The 24,258-nt window shown below is 66.8% G+C and carries 29 protein-coding genes; 18 read left to right on the forward strand and 11 right to left on the reverse strand.

The window, feature by feature from the left end; translation table 11 throughout:
• Positions 1–2 precede the first annotated feature (2 nt).
• On the reverse strand, positions 3–857 hold the full coding sequence (locus PFLCHA0_RS11550; protein WP_011060545.1) for a MurR/RpiR family transcriptional regulator: 855 nt from the start codon (positions 855–857) through the stop codon (positions 3–5).
• Positions 858–1,211: 354 nt separating this feature from the next.
• Between PFLCHA0_RS11550 and PFLCHA0_RS11555 the strand changes: the two genes are divergently transcribed.
• Both PFLCHA0_RS11555 and cobF read left to right on the forward strand, forming a co-directional pair.
• Positions 1,212–1,787, forward strand: coding sequence for a histidine phosphatase family protein (locus tag PFLCHA0_RS11555; protein ID WP_015635041.1), 576 nt, complete (start codon positions 1,212–1,214; stop codon positions 1,785–1,787).
• Between the two features lie 191 nt (positions 1,788–1,978).
• Complete coding sequence (cobF, locus tag PFLCHA0_RS11560) at positions 1,979–2,740, forward strand: precorrin-6A synthase (deacetylating) (RefSeq protein WP_015635042.1); 762 nt, start codon at positions 1,979–1,981, stop codon at positions 2,738–2,740.
• Positions 2,741–2,785: 45 nt separating this feature from the next.
• Here the strand turns inward: cobF and ftrA are convergent, their stop codons facing one another.
• Positions 2,786–3,772: a transcriptional regulator FtrA gene (ftrA, locus tag PFLCHA0_RS11565; protein ID WP_015635043.1), complete on the reverse strand. Its 987-nt coding sequence runs from the start codon at positions 3,770–3,772 to the stop codon at positions 2,786–2,788.
• A gap of 103 nt (positions 3,773–3,875) precedes the next feature.
• Between ftrA and PFLCHA0_RS11570 the strand changes: the two genes are divergently transcribed.
• From PFLCHA0_RS11570 to PFLCHA0_RS11590, 5 genes are all read left to right on the forward strand, one after another.
• On the forward strand, positions 3,876–4,310 hold the full coding sequence (locus tag PFLCHA0_RS11570; protein WP_011060549.1) for a rhodanese-like domain-containing protein: 435 nt from the start codon (positions 3,876–3,878) through the stop codon (positions 4,308–4,310).
• 274 nt (positions 4,311–4,584) lie between these two features.
• Positions 4,585–5,364 carry an ABC transporter substrate-binding protein gene (locus PFLCHA0_RS11575; protein ID WP_011060550.1) on the forward strand — a complete coding sequence of 260 codons (780 nt, stop codon included), beginning with the start codon at positions 4,585–4,587 and terminating at the stop codon, positions 5,362–5,364.
• 103 nt (positions 5,365–5,467) lie between these two features.
• On the forward strand, positions 5,468–6,580 hold the full coding sequence (locus PFLCHA0_RS11580) for a succinylglutamate desuccinylase/aspartoacylase family protein (RefSeq protein ID WP_015635044.1): 1,113 nt from the start codon (positions 5,468–5,470) through the stop codon (positions 6,578–6,580).
• A gap of 118 nt (positions 6,581–6,698) precedes the next feature.
• A complete protein-coding gene (locus PFLCHA0_RS11585) occupies positions 6,699–7,073 on the forward strand; it encodes a hypothetical protein (RefSeq protein ID WP_026020012.1) in 375 nt (124 codons plus the stop codon).
• A 62-nt stretch (positions 7,074–7,135) separates the two neighbouring features.
• Positions 7,136–7,852, forward strand: coding sequence for an alpha/beta hydrolase (locus PFLCHA0_RS11590; RefSeq protein WP_015635046.1), 717 nt, complete (start codon positions 7,136–7,138; stop codon positions 7,850–7,852).
• Between the two features lie 13 nt (positions 7,853–7,865).
• Here PFLCHA0_RS11590 and PFLCHA0_RS11595 read toward each other — a convergent pair whose 3' ends face one another.
• Positions 7,866–8,444, reverse strand: coding sequence for a DcrB/PsbP domain-containing protein (locus PFLCHA0_RS11595; protein WP_011060554.1), 579 nt, complete (start codon positions 8,442–8,444; stop codon positions 7,866–7,868).
• A gap of 154 nt (positions 8,445–8,598) precedes the next feature.
• A complete protein-coding gene (locus PFLCHA0_RS11600; RefSeq protein ID WP_041117263.1) occupies positions 8,599–9,384 on the reverse strand; it encodes a hypothetical protein in 786 nt (261 codons plus the stop codon).
• A gap of 420 nt (positions 9,385–9,804) precedes the next feature.
• Here PFLCHA0_RS11600 and folE point away from each other — a divergent pair, with 420 nt between their 5' ends.
• Genes folE through PFLCHA0_RS11615 form a run of 3 tightly spaced genes read left to right on the forward strand, consistent with a single transcriptional unit; the run spans position 9,805 to position 11,445 of the window.
• Positions 9,805–10,365 carry a GTP cyclohydrolase I FolE gene (folE, locus tag PFLCHA0_RS11605; RefSeq protein ID WP_015635048.1) on the forward strand — a complete coding sequence of 187 codons (561 nt, stop codon included), beginning with the start codon at positions 9,805–9,807 and terminating at the stop codon, positions 10,363–10,365.
• Positions 10,366–10,893, forward strand: coding sequence for a chalcone isomerase family protein (locus PFLCHA0_RS11610; protein ID WP_015635049.1), 528 nt, complete (start codon positions 10,366–10,368; stop codon positions 10,891–10,893).
• 24 nt (positions 10,894–10,917) lie between these two features.
• A complete protein-coding gene (locus tag PFLCHA0_RS11615) occupies positions 10,918–11,445 on the forward strand; it encodes a DUF3833 domain-containing protein (RefSeq protein ID WP_015635050.1) in 528 nt (175 codons plus the stop codon).
• 18 nt (positions 11,446–11,463) lie between these two features.
• Here PFLCHA0_RS11615 and PFLCHA0_RS11620 read toward each other — a convergent pair whose 3' ends face one another.
• Positions 11,464–11,919, reverse strand: a complete 456-nt coding sequence (locus PFLCHA0_RS11620; RefSeq protein WP_015635051.1) for a thiol-disulfide oxidoreductase DCC family protein — start codon at positions 11,917–11,919, stop codon at positions 11,464–11,466.
• A 208-nt stretch (positions 11,920–12,127) separates the two neighbouring features.
• Between PFLCHA0_RS11620 and PFLCHA0_RS11625 the strand changes: the two genes are divergently transcribed.
• Positions 12,128–13,396 (forward strand): Nramp family divalent metal transporter, encoded by a 1,269-nt coding sequence (locus PFLCHA0_RS11625; protein ID WP_230493604.1) that lies wholly within the window; start codon positions 12,128–12,130, stop codon positions 13,394–13,396.
• Between the two features lie 284 nt (positions 13,397–13,680).
• Here the strand turns inward: PFLCHA0_RS11625 and PFLCHA0_RS11630 are convergent, their stop codons facing one another.
• Positions 13,681–14,625, reverse strand: a complete 945-nt coding sequence (locus tag PFLCHA0_RS11630) for a LysR family transcriptional regulator (RefSeq protein ID WP_015635053.1) — start codon at positions 14,623–14,625, stop codon at positions 13,681–13,683.
• A gap of 113 nt (positions 14,626–14,738) precedes the next feature.
• On the opposite strand from PFLCHA0_RS11630, the gene PFLCHA0_RS11635 reads away from it, so the two are divergent.
• Both PFLCHA0_RS11635 and PFLCHA0_RS11640 read left to right on the forward strand, forming a co-directional pair.
• On the forward strand, positions 14,739–15,242 hold the full coding sequence (locus PFLCHA0_RS11635) for a DMT family transporter (protein ID WP_015635054.1): 504 nt from the start codon (positions 14,739–14,741) through the stop codon (positions 15,240–15,242).
• Positions 15,243–15,244: 2 nt separating this feature from the next.
• The gene (locus PFLCHA0_RS11640; protein WP_011060563.1) at positions 15,245–15,697 is read left to right on the forward strand and encodes a DMT family transporter; all 453 of its coding nucleotides are present in this window, start codon (positions 15,245–15,247) and stop codon (positions 15,695–15,697) included.
• 7 nt (positions 15,698–15,704) lie between these two features.
• Here PFLCHA0_RS11640 and PFLCHA0_RS11645 read toward each other — a convergent pair whose 3' ends face one another.
• Genes PFLCHA0_RS11645 through glcD form a run of 4 tightly spaced genes read right to left on the reverse strand, consistent with a single transcriptional unit; the run spans position 15,705 to position 19,920 of the window.
• On the reverse strand, positions 15,705–16,112 hold the full coding sequence (locus PFLCHA0_RS11645) for a heme-binding protein (RefSeq protein ID WP_015635055.1): 408 nt from the start codon (positions 16,110–16,112) through the stop codon (positions 15,705–15,707).
• Between the two features lie 23 nt (positions 16,113–16,135).
• Positions 16,136–17,353, reverse strand: a complete 1,218-nt coding sequence (gene glcF / locus PFLCHA0_RS11650; RefSeq protein WP_015635056.1) for a glycolate oxidase subunit GlcF — start codon at positions 17,351–17,353, stop codon at positions 16,136–16,138.
• Between the two features lie 3 nt (positions 17,354–17,356).
• Complete coding sequence (gene glcE / locus PFLCHA0_RS11655; protein WP_015635057.1) at positions 17,357–18,421, reverse strand: glycolate oxidase subunit GlcE; 1,065 nt, start codon at positions 18,419–18,421, stop codon at positions 17,357–17,359.
• Positions 18,421–19,920, reverse strand: coding sequence for a glycolate oxidase subunit GlcD (glcD, locus tag PFLCHA0_RS11660; RefSeq protein WP_015635058.1), 1,500 nt, complete (start codon positions 19,918–19,920; stop codon positions 18,421–18,423). Before glcD ends, glcE begins: the two co-directional genes overlap by 1 nt.
• A 231-nt stretch (positions 19,921–20,151) precedes the next feature.
• Here glcD and glcC point away from each other — a divergent pair, with 231 nt between their 5' ends.
• Positions 20,152–20,919, forward strand: a complete 768-nt coding sequence (glcC, locus tag PFLCHA0_RS11665; RefSeq protein ID WP_011060568.1) for a transcriptional regulator GlcC — start codon at positions 20,152–20,154, stop codon at positions 20,917–20,919.
• A gap of 132 nt (positions 20,920–21,051) precedes the next feature.
• Positions 21,052–21,222 (forward strand): hypothetical protein, encoded by a 171-nt coding sequence (locus tag PFLCHA0_RS11670; RefSeq protein ID WP_015635060.1) that lies wholly within the window; start codon positions 21,052–21,054, stop codon positions 21,220–21,222.
• Positions 21,223–21,271: 49 nt separating this feature from the next.
• Here PFLCHA0_RS11670 and PFLCHA0_RS11675 read toward each other — a convergent pair whose 3' ends face one another.
• A complete protein-coding gene (locus tag PFLCHA0_RS11675; RefSeq protein WP_011060569.1) occupies positions 21,272–21,499 on the reverse strand; it encodes a DUF6555 family protein in 228 nt (75 codons plus the stop codon).
• Between the two features lie 224 nt (positions 21,500–21,723).
• On the opposite strand from PFLCHA0_RS11675, the gene PFLCHA0_RS11680 reads away from it, so the two are divergent.
• The 3 genes from PFLCHA0_RS11680 (at position 21,724) to PFLCHA0_RS11685 (ending at position 23,898) form a co-directional block, all read left to right on the forward strand.
• Complete coding sequence (locus tag PFLCHA0_RS11680) at positions 21,724–22,497, forward strand: AraC family transcriptional regulator (RefSeq protein ID WP_041752743.1); 774 nt, start codon at positions 21,724–21,726, stop codon at positions 22,495–22,497.
• A gap of 229 nt (positions 22,498–22,726) precedes the next feature.
• Positions 22,727–22,900: a DUF1427 family protein gene (locus PFLCHA0_RS31190; protein ID WP_015635062.1), complete on the forward strand. Its 174-nt coding sequence runs from the start codon at positions 22,727–22,729 to the stop codon at positions 22,898–22,900.
• 41 nt (positions 22,901–22,941) lie between these two features.
• Entirely contained in the window at positions 22,942–23,898 is a 957-nt protein-coding gene (locus PFLCHA0_RS11685; protein WP_011060572.1) for a quinone oxidoreductase family protein, read from the forward strand.
• The last annotated feature ends 360 nt before the right edge of the window (positions 23,899–24,258 follow it).

Here is a 24,258-nt window from a genome sequence, read left to right on the forward strand (position 1 = left end):
CCTTATTTTTCCTCCAGCACATGGGTAGCAAATTCCGCCCGCAGGGCATCGATGCCCTCCAGGCGTTGATCAAGATGAGGGCTGCGCGGGGTCAGGCAGGCGACCAGCGCCTCGACCTGGGCCAGCGCCGGCACCAGGGTGTCGAATGGCGACAAGGATTCCACCGGTGCACTGATGACCAGGTCCGCCAGCTCCCGCAGCGGCGAGGCATAGATATCGGTGAACAGCACCACCCGGGCGTTGCGTGCCTTGACCGCACTGGCCACGCGCATGGCCTGGGACTGGTAGCGGCGGTAGTCGAACAGCAGCACCAGGTCCTGGCGCTGGACATCGAACAGGCGGTCCGGCAGTTGGGCGTTGTCGTCAAGGAAGAAACAGCCCGGGCGCATCAGCCGCAGGTGGTTGAACAGGTAGAGGGCGAGGAAGCTGCTGAAGCGGCCGCCGAAGCAGTACACCGAATGCCGGCTGTCCAGCAGCCAGTCCATGAGCACGCGGATGTCTTCGGGCTGGGTCAGGGCCTGGGTGTCCTGCAGTACGCGCTGGCTGTCGGCCAGGTAGCGGCCCCAGGTATCGCCCTGGGCCACTTGCGAACGCGGGCGCAGCAGGGTGCTGGGGGAGCGCAGGCGGTCATCCATGTCACTGAGCAGGGCTTCCTGGAATTCGCCGTAGCCGCTGAAACCGAGCTTCTTCACCAGGCGCACGATGGTCGGATCGCTGACCCCGGCGTGTTCCGCCAGGCGTGACATCGGCCCCAGCCCATTGCGCGGGTAGTGATCGAGCAGGGCCCGCACGACCTTGCGCTCGGAGGGCGTGAGGTCGAGGGCGGGGTCGGTGATCAGGTCTCTGAGAGAGGGCATCGGGGTGCCTTGGAAAGTGATGTCGTTTTTATTTCATAAAATGGCGAAATGGATATTTATGTAATAGACGCTACATGTCTAGTGAATTTTCCTCTGATATCAAATTGCCCTGAAATGGGGCGGTTTCAGGTGGGAATCTGTTGTTGGCGGGGCGGGAAGCCACGGTGCGGGACGCAGGGGAGCGATCGCAACAGGGTCTGGCTTACGCCGAGCAGGCCGAATACAGTGGCGCGACCGCACCGGACAGGCACCGGCGTGCTGTTTTGCAATGAACCTTGGAGGCGGTTGCAGCAAAGATGTTGCATCTGCCCGGCCCGTGTAGGTTTGCCAATCGATAACGCCAGAGTAAACACCGTGCAGGCCACCCGTCTGACCCTGATCTGCCATGCCCGTACCGCCGCCCAGAAGCTGGCGCGTTTTCCCCGGGACGAACCCCTGGAGCTGGACTGGCAAGCCCAGGCCCTGAGCCGCGCCGGTGATTTCAAGCGCAGCATCCGGGTGTTGTGCGGGCCCGAGCTGCGTACCCGCCAGAGCGCCCAGCTGTTCAGCGCCGAGCATGAGGTGCAGGACGCCTTGCGTGACTGTGATTTCGGCGCCTGGCAGGGGCTGCGCATCGATGAACTGCAAGAGCGTGAACCCGAGGCGCTGCAGGCCTGGCTCAGGGACCCGCAGCTGGCGCCACCGGGAGGCGAATCCCTGGCCCAGTTGTGCCAGCGCGTGTCGCAATGGCTGGAGGTCATGGCGCAGCGCCCGGGCCACTGGCTGGCGGTGACCCATCCCTTCGTCATCCGCGCCGTGCTGGTGCAGGTGCTGCAGGCGCCGCTGGCCAGCTTCAACCAGATCGACATCGAGCCCCTGTCCCGGCTCGACCTGAGCCACGCCGGCCGCTGGCGCCTGCGCCTGCCCGGCCCCCCGACGCCATCCCGGTAGCCGCTGCCGAGCCCGCGAGGCTGCGCAAAGGCCCCGGGGGCCTTGCCTGGCCATCTCCAGCCGGACATGCGACGGCCTCCAGGCCAGCATCGCCGCGCCGATGCCCGCCGCCCCAGAGGGCTACAGAAGCATTTCTCATCAGGCCAAAGCGCCGCATACTGGCCCGCTGGCAAAACAGCGAGAGCAAGCCCATGAAAACCCTCCTGGTGATCGGCATCGGCGCCGGCAACCCCGACTACATCACGATCCAGGCGATCAAGGCGCTGAACCGCAGCGACGTGGTGTTCCTCATGGACAAGGGGCCGAGCAAGGATTCCCTGATCGACCTGCGGCGCGAGCTGTGCGAGCGCTACCTCACCGAGCGGCCCTTTCGTTACGTCGAGGCGCAGAACCCCGAGCGCGAGCGCGGCGACGTGGACTACCAGGCCAGTGTGCAGACCCTGAACCGCGACAAGCAGCAGGTCTTCGAGCGGCTGATCAACCAGGAACTGGCGGACGGTGAAACCGGCGCTTTTCTGGCCTGGGGCGATCCGGCGCTGTACGACAGCACCCTGCGCATCCTGCAGCAGATCCTGGCCAGCGGTACGGCGTCGTTCGAGTACGAAGTGATCCCCGGCGTCACCAGTGTCCAGGCCCTGACGGCCCGGCACAAAGTGCCGCTGAACCGCATTGGCCGCTCCGTGGAAATCACCACCGGACGCCGCCTGGCAGCGGGGCAGGCCGGCTCCGCCGACAGCCTGGTGGTGATGCTCGACGCCGAGGATTCCTACCGCCACCTGCGCAACCAGGGCCTGGACATCTACTGGGGGGCCTACCTGGGCACCGCGGATGAAATCCTCATCAGCGGCCCCTTGGACCAGGTGGCCGATGAAATCCGCCGTGTACGCCTGCAGGCCCGCCAGACCCATGGCTGGATCATGGACACCTACCTGCTGCGCAAACCCCAGGACTGACGCCCCGCCGGACCAGCGTCGCCCCCTTCGCCGGCAAGCCGGCTCCTACGGGCGCGGTGGTGTGGTGCTTTCCAGGCCGCGGCCGAAGCGTTCGCGGTACACCGACGGCGGTACGCCCACCAGGCCGCGAAAGGCCACTCGAAAGCTCTCCACCGAGCGATAACCGCAGCGCAGGGCAATGCTTTCGGTACTCTCGCTGCCGCTTTCCAGCAGTTCCCTGGCCCGGGCCAGCCGTTCATGCTGCAGCCAGGCCTTGGGCGAGGCGCCAGTGGCGTCGTGGAAACGCCGCAGGAAGGTGCGTTCGCTCATCAGCGCCCGGGCCGCCAGTTCGCTCACGCTCAGCGGTTGATGCAGGCGCTCCCGGGCCCATTGCATGATTCGCGACAGGTCGCTGCGCGGGGTACGGCTGACCGGTGCGGGAATGAACTGCGCCTGGCCGCCGGTGCGCTGCGGCGACATCACCAGACGCCGGGCCACGCTGTTGGCCACCTGGGTGCCGAAATCCCGAGCCACCAGGTGCAGGCAGGCATCGATACCGGCGGCGCTGCCGGCGGAAGTGATCAGTTGCCCGGCATCGACATAGAGCACATCCGGGTCCACCCGGATATTCGGGAAACCCTCGGCCAGCTCGCGGGCGTAGCGCCAGTGAGTGGTGGCGCTACAACCATCCAGCAGCCCGGTCGCCGCCAGAACGAACACCCCGGAGCAGATCGACAGCAGCCGCGCACCGCGTTGGTGGGCCTGGCGCAGCGCTTCCAGCAACTTCGGCGGCGGCGCCTGCTCGCGGCTGCGCCAGCCGGGAATGATGATGGTCCGCGCCTGCTCCAGCAGCTCCAGGCCCCCGTCGGCCAGCACCTGGATCCCGCCCAGGGCACGCATCGGGCCGGGGTCCACGGCGGCGATGGTTTGCCGGTACCAGGGGAAATCGAACTCCGGCCGGGCCAGGCCGAAGATCTCCACGGCAATGCCGAACTCGAAGGTGCAAAGGCCGTCGTAGGCCAGGATCGCGACCAAACCGGGAGGATTGTGCATTTGGCGGAAAGTTACCAGTCAGTGTCCGGGTCGCCACTTTAGCGTGGTGGGGCAGGGCCTATAAAGTCCTTCCCACCCTAATCGCAAGCTTCTGGAGACGCCCATGACCAGCCTGGTCCGCAGCACTGCCGCCGCCCCTTCGGCCATTGCCCTGATGCATTTTTGCAACCGCCTGACCTTTGAAACCGACTGTTCCGACGTCCACAGCAGCCAGGAGGCCGGTGAAGTGGATTTTGTCCTGGTGGATGTGCGTGGCCCCGAAGCCTTTGCCCGTGGCCATGTCCCCGGGGCGATCAATCTGCCCGGGCGCTTGCTCACCGCCGAACACCTGGCCGGTTATCCTCGCGACACCCTGTTCGTGGTGTATTGCGCCGGCCCTCACTGCAATGGCGCGAACAAGGCGGCGGTCAAGCTGGCGGCCCTGGAATACTCGGTCAAGGAGATGATCGGCGGTGTCACCGGCTGGCTCGATGAGGGCTTCCAGCTCAGCACCGGGCAACCGCGCCGCGAGGGAGCGGATCTGTCCTGCGCCTGCTGAAGGGCTGACTCCGCTGGTAGCGGCCTTGGGCTGCGGCTAGCGGGGATGTGTCGGTAAAAATGGCCCGTTCTGAGGCGAACGTCGGGATTTTCAGGGACAAACGCATCATGCCTGGGCGAGGGAGGAGGTAGAGGATCGCGGGCGCATATTTTTTATAAGTATTTGTCGCATAAACACAATTTGCATCCCGGGAGCCGCTCTAGACTGCTGGCCACTTCGATTTGCCCCCCAATCGAAACCAGCCAATAAAAGCCTCCGTCTCCTGGAGTTATAAATGAACAAGTTTGCGCTGTTCGGTGCCCTGGCACTGTCGCTGTTTTCCTTTACCGCTTCGGCCGACGAGGCCAAGCCGATCCGTATCGGTATCGAAGCCGGCTACCCGCCGTTCTCGATGAAGACCCCCGACGGCAAGCTCACCGGTTTCGATGTCGACCTGGGCAACGCCCTGTGCGAGCAGATGCAGGCCAAGTGCACCTGGGTCGAGCAGGAGTTCGACGGCCTGATCCCGGCGCTGAAGGTGAAGAAGATCGACGCCATCCTGTCGTCCATGACCATCACCGACGACCGCAAGAAGAACGTCGATTTCACCATCAAGTACTACCACACCCCGGCGCGCTTCGTGATGAAGGCCGGCACCAGCATCAAGGACCCGCTGACCGAGCTCAAGGGCAAGAAAGTCGGTGTGCTGCGGGCCAGTACCCATGACCGCTTCGCCACCGAAGTGCTGGTGCCGGCGGGTATCGACCTGGTGCGCTACGGCTCCCAGCAGGAAGCCAACCTGGACATGGTCTCCGGCCGCGTCGACGCGCTGCTGGCGGATTCGGTGAACCTCGACGATGGCTTCCTGAAAACCGACGCCGGCAAGGGCTTCGCCTTCGTGGGCCCGGAGTACAACGATCCGAAATACTTCGGCGGCGGTGCCGGCATTGCCGTGCGCAAGGGGGATCAGGAACTGGCCGGGAAATTCAACAAGGCCATCACCGAGATCCGTGCCAACGGCAAGTACAAGCAAGTGCAGGACAAGTACTTCGATTTCGACGTCTACGGCGAGTAAGCCCGGACGTTGAAAAAGGTGGTTGCCGGGGGCCGGCAGCCACCTTTTTTGTGCGCCACTGTTTTATTCTGCGCCACGCCTTTTTCTGATCTCCGGAGTTGCCATGCAACGCATCGACCATTCCTTGCCCTGGGGCCACCTGGGCACCCAGCGCCAGCTCAGTGTGTTCCGCTTTGGCAGCGGCCCGCGCAAGGTGTACATCCAGGCCAGCCTGCACGCCGACGAACTGCCCGGCATGCGCACTGCCTGGGAGCTCAAGCAGCGCCTGGCGCAGCTGGAGAACCATGGGCGCCTGCAGGCAGTGGTCGAACTGGTGCCGGTGGCCAATCCCATCGGCCTCGACCAGCAGGTGCAGGGCAGCCACCTGGGGCGTTTCGAGCTGGGCAGCGGCAAGAATTTCAATCGCGCCTTCGTCGAGCTCAGCGGCCCGGTGGGCGACTTGATCGGCAAGCAACTGGGGGACGACGCCACGGCCAATATCGCCCTGATCCGCCGGGCCATGGTCCAGGTGCTGGATGAGCTGCCAGCGGCTGATTCGCAGCTGCAAGCCCTGCATCGCTTGCTGTTGCGCCATGCCTGCGACGCCGACATCACCCTCGACCTGCATTGCGATTTCGAAGCGGCGATCCACCTCTATGCCTTGCCCCAGCACTGGCCTCGCTGGCAATCCCTGGCGGCGCGGCTCAAGGCCGGGGTGGCGCTGTTGTGCGAAGACTCCGGCGGCAGCTCTTTCGATGAATCCTGTTCCGCGCCCTGGCTGCGCCTGGCCCGGGACTTTCCGCGGGCGGCGATTCCCCCGGCAAACCTGGCCGCCACCCTGGAGCTGGGCAGCATGGGCGACACCCGGGTGCAGCAGGCCCGGGCCAACTGCGAAGCCATCCTGGGGTTTCTCGCCGAACAGGGGCTGATCAGCGGCGAGTGGCCGGCCGCTGCGCAGCAGTGCTGTGAAGGCATGCCCTTCGAAGGCACCCAGTACCTGTTCGCCCCCCACCATGGCGTGGTCAGTTTCCTGCGCGATGCCGGAGAGTGGGTGGAGCGTGGCGATGCGTTGTTCGAAGTGGTGGACCCCTTGAGCGATCGCGTCAGCACCGTGTGTGCCGGCACCAGCGGCGTGCTCTTTGCCCTGGACCGTGGGCGCTACACCCAGCCGGGCATCTGGCTGGCCAAGGTGGCCGGCCGCGAGGCGATTCGTGAAGGCAAGCTGATCAACGACTGAACCGCCACCGCAGGGGTCGATCGGGCGTTGGCTGGCCAGCGCAAGCTGCAGCGCGCCCACCCCTTGATCCGGCGTCACGCCCTGCGCCGGCCAGCCGGCTCCTATGACAGATGTGCCCATGCCCCGAGTGTCGCTGTGTATCCGCCTGCTGTTCGCCCTGTGTCTGCTGGCGGCGACGTTCAATCACCTGCGCGCCGCCTTCGAGCATGGCCTGCTCTGGGATTATGGCTACGGCGCCGCCACGCCCCTGGCCAGCCGGGCCTTCTGGGGCTCCCTGACGCTGTTCGATCCGCTGGCGGCGCTGCTGCTGTTGGTGCGCCCGCGCTGGGGCCTGCTGCTGACCCTGGCAATCATCCTGCTGGATGTGCTGCACAACAGCCTCTACGTGGCGGCCCATGGCCAGTGGCTGGAGACCTTCTACCTGTCCCAGGTGGGGTTTGCACTGGCGGTGCTGCTGTGCTTGCCGCTGGCCTGGCGCGGGCTGGGCAGATGAACGCTCGGGACTGGCAGTGCTAGGCTCTGGCGACCCGTTTTTACCCCTTCAAGGAGCTACACATGATCCGCTACCTGGCGCTGTTGGCGCTGCTGGCCGCGCCTTGGGTGCAGGCCGCCGATGTACTGCACGATGACCTGCCGCTCAAGTACCTGGAGCAGGCCCCGGCCGAGCCGCGCAACCAGCCGCTGGTGATTTTCCTGCATGGCTACGGCAGCAACGAGGCCGACCTGTTCGGCCTTCGCCAGCGCCTGCCGGCGAGCTACACCTATGTGTCGGTGCGGGCACCGCAGACCCTGGAGGAGGGCAGCTACCAGTGGTTCCACCGCAAGGGCCAGGGCCCCTACGACGGTGTGACCAGCGAGCTGGCCAGCGGCGTCGAGCTGATCGGCCAGTTTGTCCGCGCGGCGCTGGCCAAGTACCAGACCCAGCCGGACAAGGTGGTGCTGGTGGGGTTCAGCCAGGGCGCGGTGATGGCCTATGAAGTGGGCCTGCGCCATCCGCAGTCGGTGCGGGGCATCGCCGCCTTGAGCGGGAAGATCCTGCCGGTGCTGGCAGCGCAGGTGAAGAACAACCCGAGCCTGCAGCGCCTGGGCATCTTCATCGGCCATGGCACCCTTGACCAGCGCCTGCCCTACAGCGATGCGGTGGATGCCCAGCGCTTGCTGCAGGGGTTGTCACTGCAACCGCAGTTCCATGCCTACCCGGGCCTGGGGCACAGCATCAGCGAAGCGGAGATCGACGACCTCAAGGGCTGGCTGCAGGGGCTCAACCCCTGAGCCGGCACGGGGTCTACTGACCGAGGATCTGCTTCATCAGCGCGGTGTGGCCGGCCTTGTCGGTGGCCCGGGAAATTATCTGGATCACCGCCATGCGTGTGCCGGAGCCGGCAATCAGGGTGGAGTTCAGGGTCAGGCCGCCGCCCATGGTGGCGGTGCTGTCGATCTGGCGCACGCCAAGGCCCTTGAGGGTCATGTTCTTTTCGCTTTGCTTGCTGAAATCCGGCAGCGCCGCGGCCTGTTGCGCGAGAAAGCCGCTGACCGCGTCATCGAGAAAGGCGGCGTCGTTGTCCTGGACCTTGGCCCCATGGGGAATGGTGTTCTGCGCCGCAATCACCACGGTACGGGTGGTGGCGTTGGAATACAGGGTGCCGCTGGCGCCCTCGGTGCCATTGGCCTCGCTGCCGGCCGGCAGTACCGAAGCGCTGAACCCCTTGGGCAGGGTGAAGGCGAGCTTGCCGTCGAGGACTGCGACCTTCTCCCCCGAGGCCTGCCTGGCCGCGGATTTGCTGGCGGCGACCGCGTTCAGCGCGCCCAGGCCCGCCACGGCGGCGAACACCAGGACCAGGGCTTTTCTAGCGAAAGATGACATGCGCAATCTCCGGGCAGTGATCAAAGGCGCGCATCATCCCACGGCCGTTGCGGCCTGCTCCACAAGGATTTTTCAGCGCGACTCCGATGACGGCCAGCCAAGGCTCGTAGGAGCTGGCTGGCCAGCGAAAACTTCCGCCAGCCCGGTGCAAGACTCAAGAGCCCCTGCGCCGGCCAGCCGGCTCCTGCACAGTGGCTCGCAACAGCCGCTTGCTCAGCCCCAGGACCAGCATCGACGCTGCCAGCGCCACCGCGAAAGCGAGCATGCCCAGCGGGGGCAGGGCCAGTGCCAGGGCCAGGCAGAAGGCGGCGAAGGCGTACAGGCCGGTGGTCAGGGAGCGCAGCAGGACAGTGGTGAAGGCCACGCCACGACTCTGATGGGAGAACACCGCAAGGACGCTGCCAAGCACCGGGAACACCGCGAGCATGCCGCTCCAGCGTTCGCCGACGGTGCTGGCCAACAGGGTCACGGCCAGGGTCAGCAGGGCCCCGGCGAGCATCCGGTAGGGCAGTTTGTCGGAGCGCGGCCCAGGGCTGGCGGGCAGTTCGCCCACCGGCGGAAACAGCCGTGGGGCCAGGAGCAGGGCGCTGGCGGCGCAGAGGCTGGAAAAACCCAGGGATGGCGGCACCTGGGCGATGACCGTGGCCAGCAAGGCCCACACCAGGGTCGCAATGGCCAGGGCCCCGGGCCAGGAGAAGCGCTGCGCGGCATGGGTATAGGCGACGCTGAAGGCGATCATCGCGAACACCGCCGACAGGGCCGCCACCGCGGCATGGGTGGCGAACACCTGGCCCTGCTCCAGGGCCAGGAACAGCAGGATCGGCCCCACCACCACGGGAAATCCCGCCAGCCAGCCAGCGACATTCGGGCCCCAGCGCTTGCTCGCCAGGGAGATCAACCACAGAAATCCGGGAACGGTCAGCAGTTTCAACAGCAGCATGGGCGCACTCGGCGGATGAACGGTGCGCCACGCTAGCATCCAACGAAGCGATTGGCGCGTATCTGCAGGCAGGGAAGTGGTCGGGAGTGAAGTGCAGGGTCGTTTTTTCTTGTACGGATAAAAAGTATTGAATCGATTAAAGGCTTATTTGTACAAGTATTTTGGCTTAAAAGGCATTTTTAGCCGATAAAAATTGTACAAAAATTAAATTGTCGTATAGGTTTTTAAGGTGTGGGATGTGCCGATAGCTGCTCAGTTTTCAAGGGGCGGCGGTCGCTGCCCACGCTTTTTGGGCTCCGAGGTCAGGCCCGGGTGGAACCGGGGCTGGGTCAGTTAGGTGGTCGACCACCTCGGAGGCCTTTTTTCCTTGGCACGTGCAAGGAATTGCCCGCCCTGCCAGCCTTTCGGAAGCCATGCGCCATGCACGATCCTCTCTCCCAGCACTTTCACGGCATTTTGCAGGGGCTGGGTGAAGACCCGACCCGCGAGGGCTTGCGGGACACCCCGCAGCGAGCCTCAAAAGCCTTGCGTTATCTGTGCCACGGTTACGAAACCAGCCTCGAAGAACTGGTCAACGGTGCGTTGTTCAGCTCCACCAGCGACGAGATGGTGATGGTCCAGAACATCGAGTTGTATTCCCTGTGCGAGCACCATTTGCTGCCGTTCATTGGTCAGGCTCATGTGGCTTACATCCCCACCGGCAAAGTGCTGGGCCTGTCCAAGGTGGCGCGGATCGTCGACATGTATGCGCGACGCCTGCAGATCCAGGAGAACCTCACGCGGCAGATTGCCGAGGCGATCCAGGAAGTGACCCGGGCGGCCGGGGTGGCGGTGGTCATCGAAGCGCGGCACATGTGCATGATGATGCGCGGGGTCGAGAAGCAGAACTCGCTGATGAACACCTCGGTAATGCTGGGGGCCTTTCGCGAGTCGGCCAGCACCCGCCAGGAGTTTCTTCAGCTGTTGCGCAGGCAGCCTTGAATGAAACGCATGCGGCGAGTGGGCGTGGCCCGGTTGCTGTGGCTGCTGGTGCTGCTCAGCGCTACGGCCAGTGCCGGTTGGCAAGAGTCGTTGCCCAATGCGCGGCTGCTGGGCAGCGGTGAGTTCAGCTGGTTCGGCTTCAAGGTCTACACCGCGCGGCTCTGGGGCACGACGTTGCCATTGACGGCCGATAGCCCCTTCGCCCTGGAACTGACCTACCGGCGCACGATCAGCCGCGGCGATCTGGTGCAGTCCAGCCTCGACGAGATCCAGCGCCTGTCCGGCAGCGCGGTGAGCCCGGCGCAACTCAAGGACTGGCAGGCGCAGATGCAGCGCGCCTTCGTCGATGTCGAACCGGGCCAGCGCATCACCGGGGTGTTCCTGCCCGGGCGCGGGGTGCAGTTCTTTGTTGACCAGCGCTTGCAGTACAGGGTCGAGGACGAAGCCTTCGCCCGAGCGTTTTTCGCCATCTGGCTCGACCCGCGCACGCGCAATCCGCAGTTGCGCGCACAACTGCTGGGCCAATAGCGGGCGCAGCACAGGAGATATTCCATGCTCAAGCAATACTTGCTAGTGCTGTGCGTCGGCCTGGTCGCATGCAGCGACACCGACGTCAAGCAGTACCGTGACCAGAAGCCCGAGCTGGAACTGCGGCAGTTCTTCAGTGGTCGTGTCGAGGCCTGGGGCCTGTTCCAGAAGCGCTCCGGCGAGGTGATCAAGCGTTTTCATGTGCAGATCGACAGCCGCAGCGAAGGCGAGAAATTCATCATGCACGAAGACTTCACCTACAGCGACGGCACCCGCCAGACCCGGGTCTGGACCCTGGTCCCCGCGGGGCCCGGCCTGTGGCGCGGGACCGCCGACGATGTGGTCGGCGAGGCCCGGGGTGAGGTCGCCGGCAATGCCCTGCGCTGGCGCTACGTGCTCAACCTGCCGGTGGATGGCAAGACCTACCAGGTGCACTTCGACGACTGGATGTACCTGTTGGACGAAAACACCCTGGCCAATCGTTCCTACATGACCAAGTTCGGCTTCGAGCTCGGGCAGGTGACGCTGTTCTTCCGGCGTCAGCCCGGCTGATCGGGCCGGGTCGCGGCCTCAGGACGGGTCGTCGAGAAAGCGCCCCTGGTGATCCGGGCTTGGCAGTAAACAGACGTCGAGACGGCCGAACAACCGATAGCGATTGCGCGCAATAAGGTCGTAGACCCAATCCCGCAGCGGCCGGGGAACCCCGCGCAACAGCCGCAGCCAGCGCCAGGGCGCCGGCAGTTGCGCCATCAGGCGGATAAACGCATCGGAGCGCTGGGACAGCCGGCCTTCCTCGATCAGCAGCACGCTGTCGAACTGTTCGGTGGGCAGGCCGAACCAGACCAGCAGCGCCTGGCCCTGGGGCGATTGCACCGAGGCCAGCTTGATCCGCCGCTGGCTGTCGTGGCGGATGACGAAGCGCACCGAGGCATTGCACAGCTTGCACACGCCATCGAACAGCAGGACCCGGTCGCCGGGTTGCAGGAAAGGGGGCAGAGGTTCGGGGGGCGTCGCAGTGCTGTTCACAGGGCTACCTTGGGCCAGAAAATACTCACTGCCGAAGGTTTCGGCGCAGGGCACAACCTGTGCAGCATACTCGCCTTGGCGGGGTAAACTCAGGCTTGGGTGCCCGCATTGAAACGTCTAAGCTGGGCCCCTGCGCCAATCCGCCTGGGAAATATCCGTGAAATTCAGCTTGCCGAAAATCGCCACCGCGCCCTTTTGCCCGCCGGAGGTGGCGGGTTCCGTCGCCGTCGACCCCGGCGCTTCCCTGTGGCGCCGCCTGCTGCGCTTTGCCGGCCCCGGGCTGCTGATTTCCATCGGCTACATGGACCCCGGCAACTGGGCCACGGCCATCGAGGCCGGTTCGCGCTACGGTTACAACCTGCTGTTCGTGGTACTGCTGGCGAGCCTGGCGGGGATGGCGGTGCAGTGCCTGTGTTCCCGCCTGGGGATCGCCACCGGGCGCGACCTGGCCCAGCTCTGCCGCGAGCGCTACAGCACCCGTTCGGCGCGCACCCAGTGGCTGCTGGCAGAGGTTTCGATCATCGCCACCGACCTGGCCGAAGTGCTGGGCTGCGCCCTGGCGTTCCACCTGCTGCTGGGGGTGTCCCTGAGCACCGGGATCGTCATCACCGCCTTCGACACCCTGCTGGTGCTGGCCCTGCAGAACCGCGGCTTCCGCCGGCTGGAGGCGATCATGCTGGCGCTGGTGGCGACCATTGGCGTGTGCTTCTTCATCGAGCTGCTGCTGATCAAGCCCTACTGGCCGGACGTGGCCCGGGGCTTTGTACCCTCGCTCTCGGCCATCGGCGACGCCGCGCCGCTGTACCTGGCCATCGGCATCCTCGGCGCCACGGTCATGCCCCACAACCTCTACCTGCACACCTCCGTCGTGCAAACCCGGCTGGTGGGCAACGACCGCGCCAGCCGCGCCGACGCCATCAAGCTGGCGCGGATCGACACCATCGGCTCGCTGGCCCTGGCGCTGCTGGTGAACGCGGCGATCCTGATCCTCGCCGCCGCGGCCTTCCACAACACCGGCCACAGCGATGTGGTGGAGATCCAGGACGCCTACCACCTGCTCGACCCGCTGGTGGGCGGGGCCCTGGCCAGCGTGCTGTTCGGCGTGGCGCTGCTGGCTTCGGGGCAGAGCTCGACCTTCACCGGGACCATTGCCGGGCAAGTGATCATGGAGGGTTACCTGAACCTGCGGATTCCCTGCTGGCAGCGGCGCCTGATTACCCGTGGGCTGGCCCTGATCCCGGCGTTCATCGGCGTCTGGCTGCTGGGTGACGGCGCCGTGGGCCAGTTGCTGGTGCTGAGCCAGGTGGTGCTCAGCCTGCAACTGCCGTTCGCCCTGTACCCGCTGATCCGCATGACCAACGACCGGCGCCTGATGGGCGAGTTCGTCAACCGCTGGCCGACCCGGATCCTCGCCTGGAGCCTGTTCGCCATCATCAGCGCGGCCAATGCCTGGCTGATCCTGCAAATGGCCCTGTAGGAGCCGGCTTGCCGGCGAACGGCCCCTGGATCCTGCGCAAGCCTTGCCGCCGCCTTCGCTGGCAAGCCAGCTCCTACGGATGGGTGAATGGCGTGCTCTTGTAGGAGCCGGCTTGCCGGCGAAGGGGCCTCTGGATCCTGCGCAAGCCTTGCCGCCGCCTTCGCTGGCAAGCCAGCTCCTACGGGGCGGGTGAATGGCGTGCTCTTGTAGGAGCCGGCTTGCCGGCGAAGGGGCCCTTGGACTCTGCACAAGTCTTGCCGCTGCCTTCGCTGGCAAGCCAGCTCCTACGGGGCGGGGCGGCGGTCCCAGTAGGGCTCGGGGCCGAATTTCTCGACGAAGAAGTCGATCACCGTGCGCACTTTCACTGACAGCCGTCGGCTGCCGGGCCAGAGGGCGGCGATCTGTTGCGGTTCGAGGCTGGTGGCCACGTCGAAGTCTTCGAACAGCGCCACCAGCCGGCCCTGGTGCAGGGCTTCGCCAATCAGCCAGGAAGGGAACATCACCAGCCCCAGGCCCTGTTCGGCGGCCTGGGTCAGGGTGTCGGCGTGGTTGCCGGTCAGCGGGCCCTTGACGCTGTAGGGCGTCCAGTCTGCCCGCCCCTGGCGGAAGAACCAGCGTTGCTGGCCGGTCTCGCCCTTGTAGGCCAGGCACTGGTGCCGCTGCAGTTGCTCCGGATGGTGCGGGGTGCCGTGCCGGGCCAGGTACGCCGGGCTGGCCGCTACCCGGTAGCGCTGCGGGGCCAGCAGGCGCGCCTGCATCGAGGAGTCTTCCAGGGTGCCGATGCGAAATAGCAGGTCAGTGCCGTCCTGCAAGGGGTCGATGTAGCTGTCGGTCTGCTGGATATCCAGCTGCAGCTTCGGGTAGCGCCCGTGCAGTTCACCGAGCCAGGGCGACAGGTGGCGCTGGCCAAAGACCACCGGGGCGTTGATCCGCACCAGCCCGGCCGGTTCGTCCTGCTGTTCCTGCAACGCCTGTTCGGCTTCCTCCCACTGCGCCAGCACCCGCCGCGCGTGGTGCCCCAGCAGGCGCCCGGCCTCGGTGGGGCTGACGGCGCGGGTGTGGCGGTAGAGCAACTGCTGGCCCAGGGCCTGTTCCATCAGTTGGATCTGCCGTGAAATGGACGAGGGCGCCAGCCCTTCGCGGCGCGCCACGGCAGAAAAACTGCCCTGGTCGAGCACGGCAATAAACAGGCGCAGGGCCTTGAAACCGAGGTCGTTGAAGCCGTGCATGGGTCGATCCTGCCGTGCGTTTTGCGCAAAGGTGTTGTCGGTATGCTCCCATTTATCGCAAAGCTTGCGCAATCGATAATGTCGGCCATTCCTTGATGTCGAGCAGGTGTTGCATGTCCTCTGAAACGATAGAAGTACCGCTGCCCAACCCGGTGGCGAACGCTGTACCCGCTGCCGGCTGGCAGCGTCTGATGCTGTTGCCGCTGGTGATCCTGGCGGGCATGGGCCTGTCGGTGGAGGCCGGTCTGCTGGGCCCGCTGGGGAGCCAGGTGGGCCATTTGTGGGCGACCCTGAGCATCTTCGGCGTGGGCACGGCGCTGCTGTTGCTGCTGCTGTTGTTCAGCGGCCCGCAGCCCGGGCCGGCCTTCAGCCAGTTGCCGCGCTGGCAGTTGCTGGGCGGGGTGCTGGGGCCGATCTACGTGGTGGTGCTGACGTTGGCCACGCCCCATATCGGCATTGCCATGACCATGATCGCGATCCTTTCCGGGCAGGTGGGCAAAAGCGTGCTGATCGACCATTTCGGCTGGTTCGGCAGCGCCCGCAAGCCGGTCAATGCCGAACGCTGGCTGGCCCTGGCGCTGATTGTGCTGGCCCTGATCCTGATTGCCCGAGGTTGAAGATGAATCTGTTTCTATTGCTGGTTGTGGTGGTGGCCGCCGGTGCGGTGCTGAGTGTGCAGGCGGCGATCAATGGCCGCCTGGGGGAAAGCGTCGGTGTGTTGCGCAGCAGCCTGCTGACCTTTGCCGTGGGTGCCCTGATCACCGGGCTGCTGATCGTGTTTTTCCAGCCGCCCCAGGCCATGAGCCTGCTGCAGGCGCCGAAATGGCAACTGACCGGCGCGTTGTTCGGCGTGGTCTACATGCTGGTGATGGTGGGGGCCGTGCCCCGGGTCGGCACTGCGGTGGCCACGGTGGCGGTGATTCTCGGGCAGTTGGGCATGGGCATGCTGATCGACAACTTCGGCTGGTTCGGCAACCCGGCCATCGAACTGTCGCCCAGCCGCCTGCTGGCGATGCTGTGCCTGGCCCTGGCGCTGCTGTTCATGTACCGCAGCAGCGTGCGCCGCGCCTGAACCCGCTTCAATCGCGCTCCAGGCACGCGGCGCCAGCCAGTGCCACCTGGGCGTCTTCACCGGCTTTGACCCCGGAAACCCCCACCGCGCCGACCACCTGGCCGCCGACGCGGATCGGCACGCCGCCTTCCAGGGAGGTGAGCAGCGGCGCCGAGAGAAAGGCGCTGCGCCCGCCATTGACCATGTCCTCGTAGGCCTTGGTTTCGCGCCGGCCGAGGGCCGCGGTGCGGGCCTTTTCGGTGGCGATATAGGCACTGATCGGCGCGCAGCCGTCGAGGCGTTCCAGGGCCAGGGGATGGCCGCCGTCGTCGACCACGGCGATGCTCACCGCCCACCGGTGGCGCTGGGCCTCGGCGCGGGCGGCGGCGAGGATGCGGCGGGCTTCGTCTTGACCCAGTACGGCTTTGTGCTGCATGGCGAGCTCCAGGGGCGTGAGGTTCAGGGCAGGGCGGCTTCCAGCACTTCGATCCAGTGCCGTACCGGGGTCCGGCCGGCGCCGTCGAGGTGGCTCTGGCAGCCGATATTGGCGGTGGCAATGAGGTCCGGCTGGCCGCTTTCCAGGGCCTGCAGCTTGTCGTTCCGCAGTTGCCGCGCCAGCGCCGGCTGGGTCAGCGAATAGGTGCCCGCCGAACCGCAGCACAGGTGGCTGTCGGGCACCGCGGTGAGGTGAAAGCCCAGGCGTTGCAGCAGGCTTTCCACGGCGCCGCCGAGCTTCTGCGCGTGCTGCAGGGTGCAGGGGCAGTGGAAGGCCAGGCGCTGGCCGCTGTGGGCGCCGAGCTGTTCCAGGGGTTCGTCCCGCAGCACTTCCACCAGGTCCCGGGCCAGGGCACTGACGCGCTGGGCCTTGCTGCGGTAGGCCGGGTCATGGGCCAGCAGGTGCTGGTAATCCTTGATGAAGGCGCCGCAGCCGCTGGCGGTCTGGACGATGGCTTCGGCCCCCAGTTGCAGGTGCGGCCACCAGGCGTCGATATTGCGCCGGGCGCGCTGCAGACCGGCTTGCTGGGCATCCAGGTGATAGTCCACTGCGCCGCAGCAGCCGGCCTCGCTGACCGGTTGCACGCTGATGCCCAGGCGATCCAGGACCCGCGCTGCGGCGGCGTTGGTATTGGGTGACAGCCCCGGCTGCACGCAGCCTTCGAGCAGCAGCACGCGCCGTGGATGGCGCAGGGGCGGACGCGGTTTGGCGCTGGGCACCTGGCGCGGCAGCTTGTCCTGCAGGGCCTGGGGCAGCAGCGGGCGCAGGCGGCTGCCGCCATGGATCAGGGCCTTGAACAGCTGCGGGTTGGCGCTCAGCGCCCGCAGGCCGCGGCGCAACAATTGCTGGCCGGCGGGCCGGGGCAGGGCGGCATCCACCGCGGCGCGGCCGATGTCCAGCAGGTTGTGGTAGTCGACCCCGGAAGGGCAGGTGCTTTCGCAGTTGCGGCACGACAGGCAGCGGTCCAGGTGCTGCTGCGTCTGGGCGGTGGCCGGGGCGCCTTCGAGCACCTGCTTGATCAGGTAGATGCGCCCCCGCGGGCCGTCCAGCTCATCGCCCTGCAACTGGTAGGTGGGGCAGGTGGCGTTGCAGAAGCCGCAATGCACGCAACTGCGCAGGATGCGCTCGGCTTCGGCGGCCCGGGGCAGTTGCCGGGCCTCGGGGCTGAGGGTGGTCTGCATGGTCTAGAGCTCCACGTAGAGTCGGCCGGGGTTGAAGATCCCTTGCGGGTCCAGCTGGGCCTTGAGGCGCTGGTGGTAGTGCAGCAGGGTCGGCGCCAGGGGCTGGAACGGGCTGTCCAGCAGGCCGTGGCTGTAGCAACTGGCGTGGCCGCCAACGGCGCTGACAACGGCGCGGATGTCGGCGGCCGTGGCATCGGTCTTCAGCCAGCGCTGGGCGCCGCCCCAGTCCAGCAGTTGTTCGCCGGGCAGGGGCAGCAGCGGGGTGTTGTGCGGCACCGACAGGCGCCACAGCGGCAGGCCGGGGTTGAAGAAGTCCAGTTGCTGCTCGTTGAGCTGGCTCCAGTAGCCCGGGTCCAGGGGCTCGCCGCCGAGCCGGTCATGGGCCGCCGCCACCGAGCCTTCACCGCCCTCCAGGCGCAGGTGCAGGCGTTCGCCGTCATGGCAGGCGGCGCTGATGGGCAAGGGCTGCTGGCCCCATTCGGCAAGCTGGGCGAGGGCCCGCTGGCGGTCCATTTCCAGGCTCAGGCTCAGGCATTGCCGGGGCTTGGGCAGGACCTTCAGCGAGACCTCGGTGACCAGCCCCAGGCAGCCGTAGCTGCCGGCCATCAGCCGTGACAGGTCATAGCCGGCGACGTTCTTCATCACCTCGCCGCCAAACCGCAGGTGTTGGCCGCTGCCGCTGATGACCCGGGTGCCGAGGACGAAATCGCGCACCGCCCCGGCCCAGGGCCGGCGCGGCCCGGACAGGCCGCTGGCGAGCATGCCGCCCAGGGTCGCGCCCGCGCCGAAGGACGGCGGTTCGCAGGGCAGCATCTGCCCGGCGGCGTCCAGGGTGGCGTGCAGCTCGGCGAGCGGCGTACCGGCCCGGGCGCTGATCACCAGCTCCGTGGGGTCGTAGCTGACGATGCCGCGATGGCTGCGGGTATCGAGTATTTCCCCGGCACTCTCGCGGCCGAGAAAGGCCTTGCTGTTGGAACCCTGGATGCGCAGCGCGGTGTCGCTCGCCAAGGCATCGCGCACCTGTTCCAGCAAGGTCTCGGCGGCGTCGAAATCGCTGGCCACGTTCATCAGAATCGCTCCAGTTCGGGGAAGGGCAGTTGCCCGTGGTGGATGTGCATGGCGCCAAATTCGGCGCAGCGGTGCAGGGTCGGGATGTTCTTCCCCGGGTTGAGCAGGCCGCTGGGGTCGAAGGCCGCCTTGATGGCGTGGAACAGGGTCAGCTCGTGGTGGTTGAACTGGGCGCACATCTGGTTGATTTTCTCCCGGCCCACCCCGTGTTCGCCGGTGATGCTGCCGCCCACTGCCACGCACAGTTCGAGGATCTTGCCCCCCAGGGCCTCGGCCCGCTCAAGCTCGCCGGGCTGGTTGGCGTCGAACAGGATCAAGGGGTGCATGTTGCCGTCGCCGGCATGGAACACGTTGGCCACCCGCAGCTGGTGTTCGTCGGCCAGGCGGGCGATGCCCCGCAGCACCCCCGGCAGCTCGCGGCGGGGAATGGTGCCGTCCATGCAGTAGTAGTCCGGGGACAAGCGCCCCACCGCCGGGAAGGCGTTCTTGCGCCCGGCCCAGAAACGCACGCGCTCGGCCTCGTCCCGGGCCAGGCGCACCTCGCTGGCGCCGGCCTGTTCCAGCACCTGGCGCACCCGCTCGCAATCGTCGTGGACATCGGCTTCCACGCCGTCCAGCTCGCACAGCAGGATGGCCTCGGCGTCCACCGGGTAGCCGGCATGGATGAAGTCCTCGGCGGCGCGGATCGCCAGGTTGTCCATCATCTCCAGGCCGCCGGGGATGATGCCCGCGGCAATGATGTCGGCCACGGCGCGGCCGGCGGCTTCCACTGAGTCGAAGGCCGCCAGCAGCACCTTGGCGATCTGCGGCTTGGGCAGCAGCTTGACCGTGACTTCGGTGATCACCCCCAGCAGGCCTTCGGAGCCGGTGAACAGCGCCAGCAGGTCGAAGCCCGGCGCGTCCAGGGCCTCGCTGCCCAGGGTCAGGGGCTGGCCTTCGACGCTGAGCATCTGGACCTTGAGCAGGTTGTGCACGGTCAGGCCGTATTTCAGACAATGCACGCCGCCGGCGTTTTCCGCGACATTGCCGCCAATCGAACAGGCGATCTGCGAAGAGGGGTCGGGGGCGTAGTACAGGCCCCAAGGCGCGGCGGCCTGGGAGATCGCCAGGTTGCGCACCCCGGGCTGGAGCCGGGCGCAACGGGCGGCGGGGTCGATCTGGAGGATTTCCTTGAAGCGCGCCATCACCAGCAGCAGGCCCTTTTCCAGGGGCAGGGCGCCACCGGACAGGCCCGTGCCGGCGCCCCGGGCCACCACCGGCACCCGGTGGGCGTGGCAGATCTGCAGGATGCGCTGCACTTGGTCCAGGTGCCGGGGCAGGGCCACCAGCATCGGCGTGCTGCGGTAGGCGCTCAGGCCATCGCATTCGTAGGGTTTGAGCTGTTGCTCCTGGTCCAGCAGCTCCAGCTCCGGTAGCTGCTGGCGCAGGGCCTGGATCAGGGCCTGGCGGTCGACGTCGGGCAGGGTGCCATCGAGGCGTTCGTCGTAGAGAATCGTCATGGCGGCTAAGGACCTTGTGTGGTTTTTATCAGGTCGCGAATGCTGTACGGCTGCCTTGCATGATTGGCCCGGCGGGCTTTAGTGTCCATGTGCGTTGGCAGTGGTCGAACCACTTTGTTTTCCAGGGCAGGCCGGGCTTTTTCCAAAAAATCAGTTTTTTCAAACGCTTGGCGGGCACGCAGCAATAGCCGGACAAATGGCACAGGGCTGGTCATACCAGTGGGAGGAAGCATGCAGGACACGCAAGCGGGGCGTCGGCCCCAGGTGGCGGACCTGGTCTGCGCACGGATCGAGCGGCTGATCGTCGACGGGGTATTCAAGACCGGCCAGTTGCTGCCCTCGGAACGGCGCCTGACGGCCAAGCTCGGGGTTTCGCGCACGGCCCTGCGCGAGGGCCTGAAACTGCTGCGGGCGCGGGGCATCATCGACACTCGACAGGGCCGCGGCTCCCAGGTGGCGCAACTGTCGGCCCCGGCGGCGCAGTCGCCGCTGATGCATCTGTTCAGCTCCCAGCCCCGCACCCTCTACGACCTGCTGGAAGTGCGCAGCCTGCTTGAAGGCGAGTCGGCGCGGCTGGCGGCCCTGCGCGGCACCGAAGCGGATTTCGTGCTGATCGAGCGCGCCTACCAGGCCCTGCTGCAGGCCCATGAACAGGCCCTGGAGCCCGCCGCCCTGGCGCGCCTGGACCACGCCTTTCACCTGGCGATCTGCGAGGCCTCGCACAACCCGGTGCTGGTGCAGACCCTGGGCTCGCTCACCGACCTGCTGCTGAACTCGGTGTTCGCCTCGGTCAACAACCTCTATCACCGCCCGGCGCCCAAGCGCCAGATCGACCGCCAGCATGCGCGGCTGTACAACGCAGTCACCGGGCGCCTGCCGGAACAAGCGCGCAAGGCGGCGGTGGCGCATATCCAGGGCATTGCCCGCAACCTCAGGGACATCGAGGACGAAGAACAGCGGCTGGTGCGCGCTACCTTGCGTTTGCAGGGCTGGGAGTGAGGGGCCGACCATCAGTCGCGTGCGCCGTGGCCGGGCGGTGCCTTGGCCTAACCTGTGGGGACTCGGCCCGAGCGGGGCGCTCGGTGAAGCACCCGCTCAAAGGCCCGAGCCTTGAACCCGAGGAGCCATGCCATGTCCACGCAAACCTGTGCCTGCCCGGCCTGCACCTGCAAGCTGGGCGCCCATGCCATCGTCCGTCACGGCAAGCACTACTGCTGCCAGGCGTGCGCCGACCATCACGCCCACGGCGAGCCTTGCGCTTCCACCGAAGGCTGCAAATGCGCCAAGGGCGCCCACGGCTGAGGGGGGATCGGCGGGTGGGGCCGTGCGGCTCCACCCGCGTTGCTGCGTCCTAGACCGAAGGGCGCCAGGTGACGTTTTCGATACCGAACTTTTCGGCCATGGGCTTGCTGGTCTTCTTCACCCGTTCGCGGCCGAAACGTCCTATCCGACCCACTCCAGCGTCGCAACTGGCCCAGTGCCAGGCCTCGGCGTTGTCCATCTTTTCCTGGCGGATGATGAAGGACTTGGGGGCGCCGTGGAGGGTGTATTCGATGACGAAAAGTTTTGCGTTGTTCATAAAGCCTTGGTTCCTCCCTGTGATCTTTTAGTGATCCTGGCGCGGCGGAAAAATTCACTCTGATTGTCCGCCCGGGCTACCGACGGTCATGGGCCGCCAGCCGCTCTATCCGAATGGATTCCCGAGCGGCGCCCAGGCCTTCATCCGGATGGGTGCGGCAGCGGTTGGCGGCGCCCCGGGCGGCTGGTTACCATGGGCGCCCGCCGACCTGCCGCGACCTTGCCATGGCCCTAGCCGCACCCCCCGACCTCAGCGACCCCGCGATCCCGGTGCAACCCCTGGCCCGCACCTATCTGCGGGGCTTGTTCATCGAGCCCCATGAACACGATTGGGGCCAGTTGCTCTACGCCATGAGCGGGGTGATGTGGGTCGAGACGCCCCATGAAGCCCTGGTGGTGCCGCCCCAGCGCGCGGTGTGGTTGCCGTCGGGCGTGAGCCACGGGATTCGCGTGGTCAGCGACCTGCAGATGCGCAACATCTACTTGCGCCCGTCCCTGGCGGCGACCCTGGACCCCAGCGTCCAGGTGCTGCAGGTGGACAACCTGCTGCGCGAATTGATCGTGCGCCTGGTGGAACTCGACCCGCCGCAGCCGGAGTACTACGAGGCGCTGGTGGGGCTGGCCCTGCTGGAACTGCGCCGGGCTCGCCGCTCGCAATTGAAGATAGCCCTGCCGGACGCCTCCGACCGGCGCCTGGGCAGCCTGTGCCAGGCGGTGATGGCGGCGCCGTCCCTGGCCATCTCCTTTGAACAGCACGCCGATGCGGCGGGGGCCAGCGTGCGCACCCTGGCGCGGCTGTTCAAGGAGCAGTTGGGCGTGGGCTTTGCCGAATGGCGGCGCCAGGTGCAACTGGCCACCGCTGCCGCGGAACTGATCCAGGGTGTACCGGTGAGCCGCATTGCCCGGGAGCTGGGTTATTCCCCCAGCAGCTTCAGCGACATGTTCCGCCGGGAACTGGGGGTCGCGCCTTCCCAGTACGCCAGCGCCAGCCAGGTGTAGCCGCTGCCACAGGCTCGGGCCGCGTTCGGACGAACGGCTCCGCAGGAGACGTGAAGATCCGGAGAGCGCCGGATGTGCATCAGGCGGACGCCAGCCAAGCGACCGCCAGGGTTTCGGCCTTGGCCGAAATCCTGAAGCACTTGGCCGATGCCGCGGGACCGTGCCACCTAGACTGTGCCGCACACGCCACTTCACCCCGGCATGAGCCGCACGGCCTCTGGAGCGCAGCATGAACTACCTGATTTCCCTGGCCGCCGGCCTGTTGGTCGGCCTGCTTTACGGCGCCTTGCAGGTGCGTTCTCCGGCGCCGCCGGCAATCGCCCTGGTCGGCCTCTTGGGCATGCTCGGCGGTGAGCAGTTGTGGCCCCTGGGGCGCCAGTTGCTCGGCAGCTGGCTGTCCTGAACAGGCATTTTTCCTTTCTCCCCCGACTCATGGAACCGACGATGAAAGCACTGCAATTTTCCGCCACCGGCGACCTCGCGGCCCTGCACGTAGTGGACCTGCCCACCCCGGTGCCGGGTGCTGGCCAGGTGCTGGTGCGCATCAAGGCCGCGGGCCTCAACCCCAGTGATGTGAAGAACGTCCTCGGGCGCTTTCCCTACACCACACTGCCGCGGGTGCCCGGGCGGGACTTTGCCGGGGTGGTGGAGCAGGGGCCGGCGCAACTGCTGGGCCAGGAAGTCTGGGGCACCGGTAAGGAGCTGGGCTTCTTCGCCGACGGCAGCCATGCCCAGTACGTGGTGCTGTCCGCCCAGGGCGTGGCCCGCAAGCCACGGCACCTGAGCTTTGCCCAGGCCGCAAGCCTCGGGGTGCCCTACACCACGGCCTGGGATGCCCTGGAGCGCAGTGGCGTAGCCCGTGACACCCGGCTGCTGGTGATCGGCGGCGGCGCGGTGGCCTCGGCGGCCCTGGCCCTGGCCAAGGTGCGCGGCGCCCGGGTGCTGGCGGCGGCGCGCCGGGTGGAGCAGGTCCAGGCGCTTGAAGCCCAGGGCTACCCGACCTTGCACCTGCAACAGCCGGAAACCCTGGCGGCCCAGGTGGCCGAAGTCTATGCCGGCGGTGCCGAGGTGATCTTCGACACCACCGGCTTCTGGCTGCCGGCCTCGGTGCCGGCCCTGGCCACCTTTGGCCGCATCGCCATCATCGCCGCCCCGGTGGACGGCCATGTGCAACTGCCGGCCCTGGCGCTGTACCGCAAGGGTGGCTCGGTGGTGGGGATCAACTCGCTGTTGTATGGCGTAGAGGCGTGCGCGGCGATGCTGGAGCAGTTCGGCCGCTATTTCGATGAAGGCCTGCTGCCGCTGCCGGAAGGCCTGGTGGAATCGCCGCTGGAGCGGGGGCTGGAGCGTTATGCCGAAGTGAACCAGGGGCGCGGCGAAAAAATCATCCTCATCCCCTGAGCGCAGCGGCCATCCCTGCGTAGGAGCCCGCCTGCTGGCGAAGGGGCCCTGAGATCGCCTTCGCCGGCAAGCCGGCTCCTACGGGGGATGCGTGCGCCGTGTGTTCTGTGTAGGAGCCCGCTTGCTGGCGAAGAGGGCCCAGAGATCGCTTTCGCCGGCAAGCCGGCTCCTACGGGGGATGCGCGCGCTGTGTGTCCTGTGTAGGAGCCCGCTTGCTGGCGAAGGGGCCCTTGAGATCGCTTTCGCCGGCAAGCCGGCTCCTACGGGGGATGCGTGCGCTGCGTATTCTGTGTAGGAGCCAGCTTGCTGGCGAAGAGGGCCTTGAGACCTCCATCGCCGGCAAGCGGAACGCCGCCTGGC

Source organism: Pseudomonas protegens CHA0 (assembly GCF_000397205.1).
GTDB lineage: Bacteria > Pseudomonadota > Gammaproteobacteria > Pseudomonadales > Pseudomonadaceae > Aquipseudomonas > Aquipseudomonas protegens.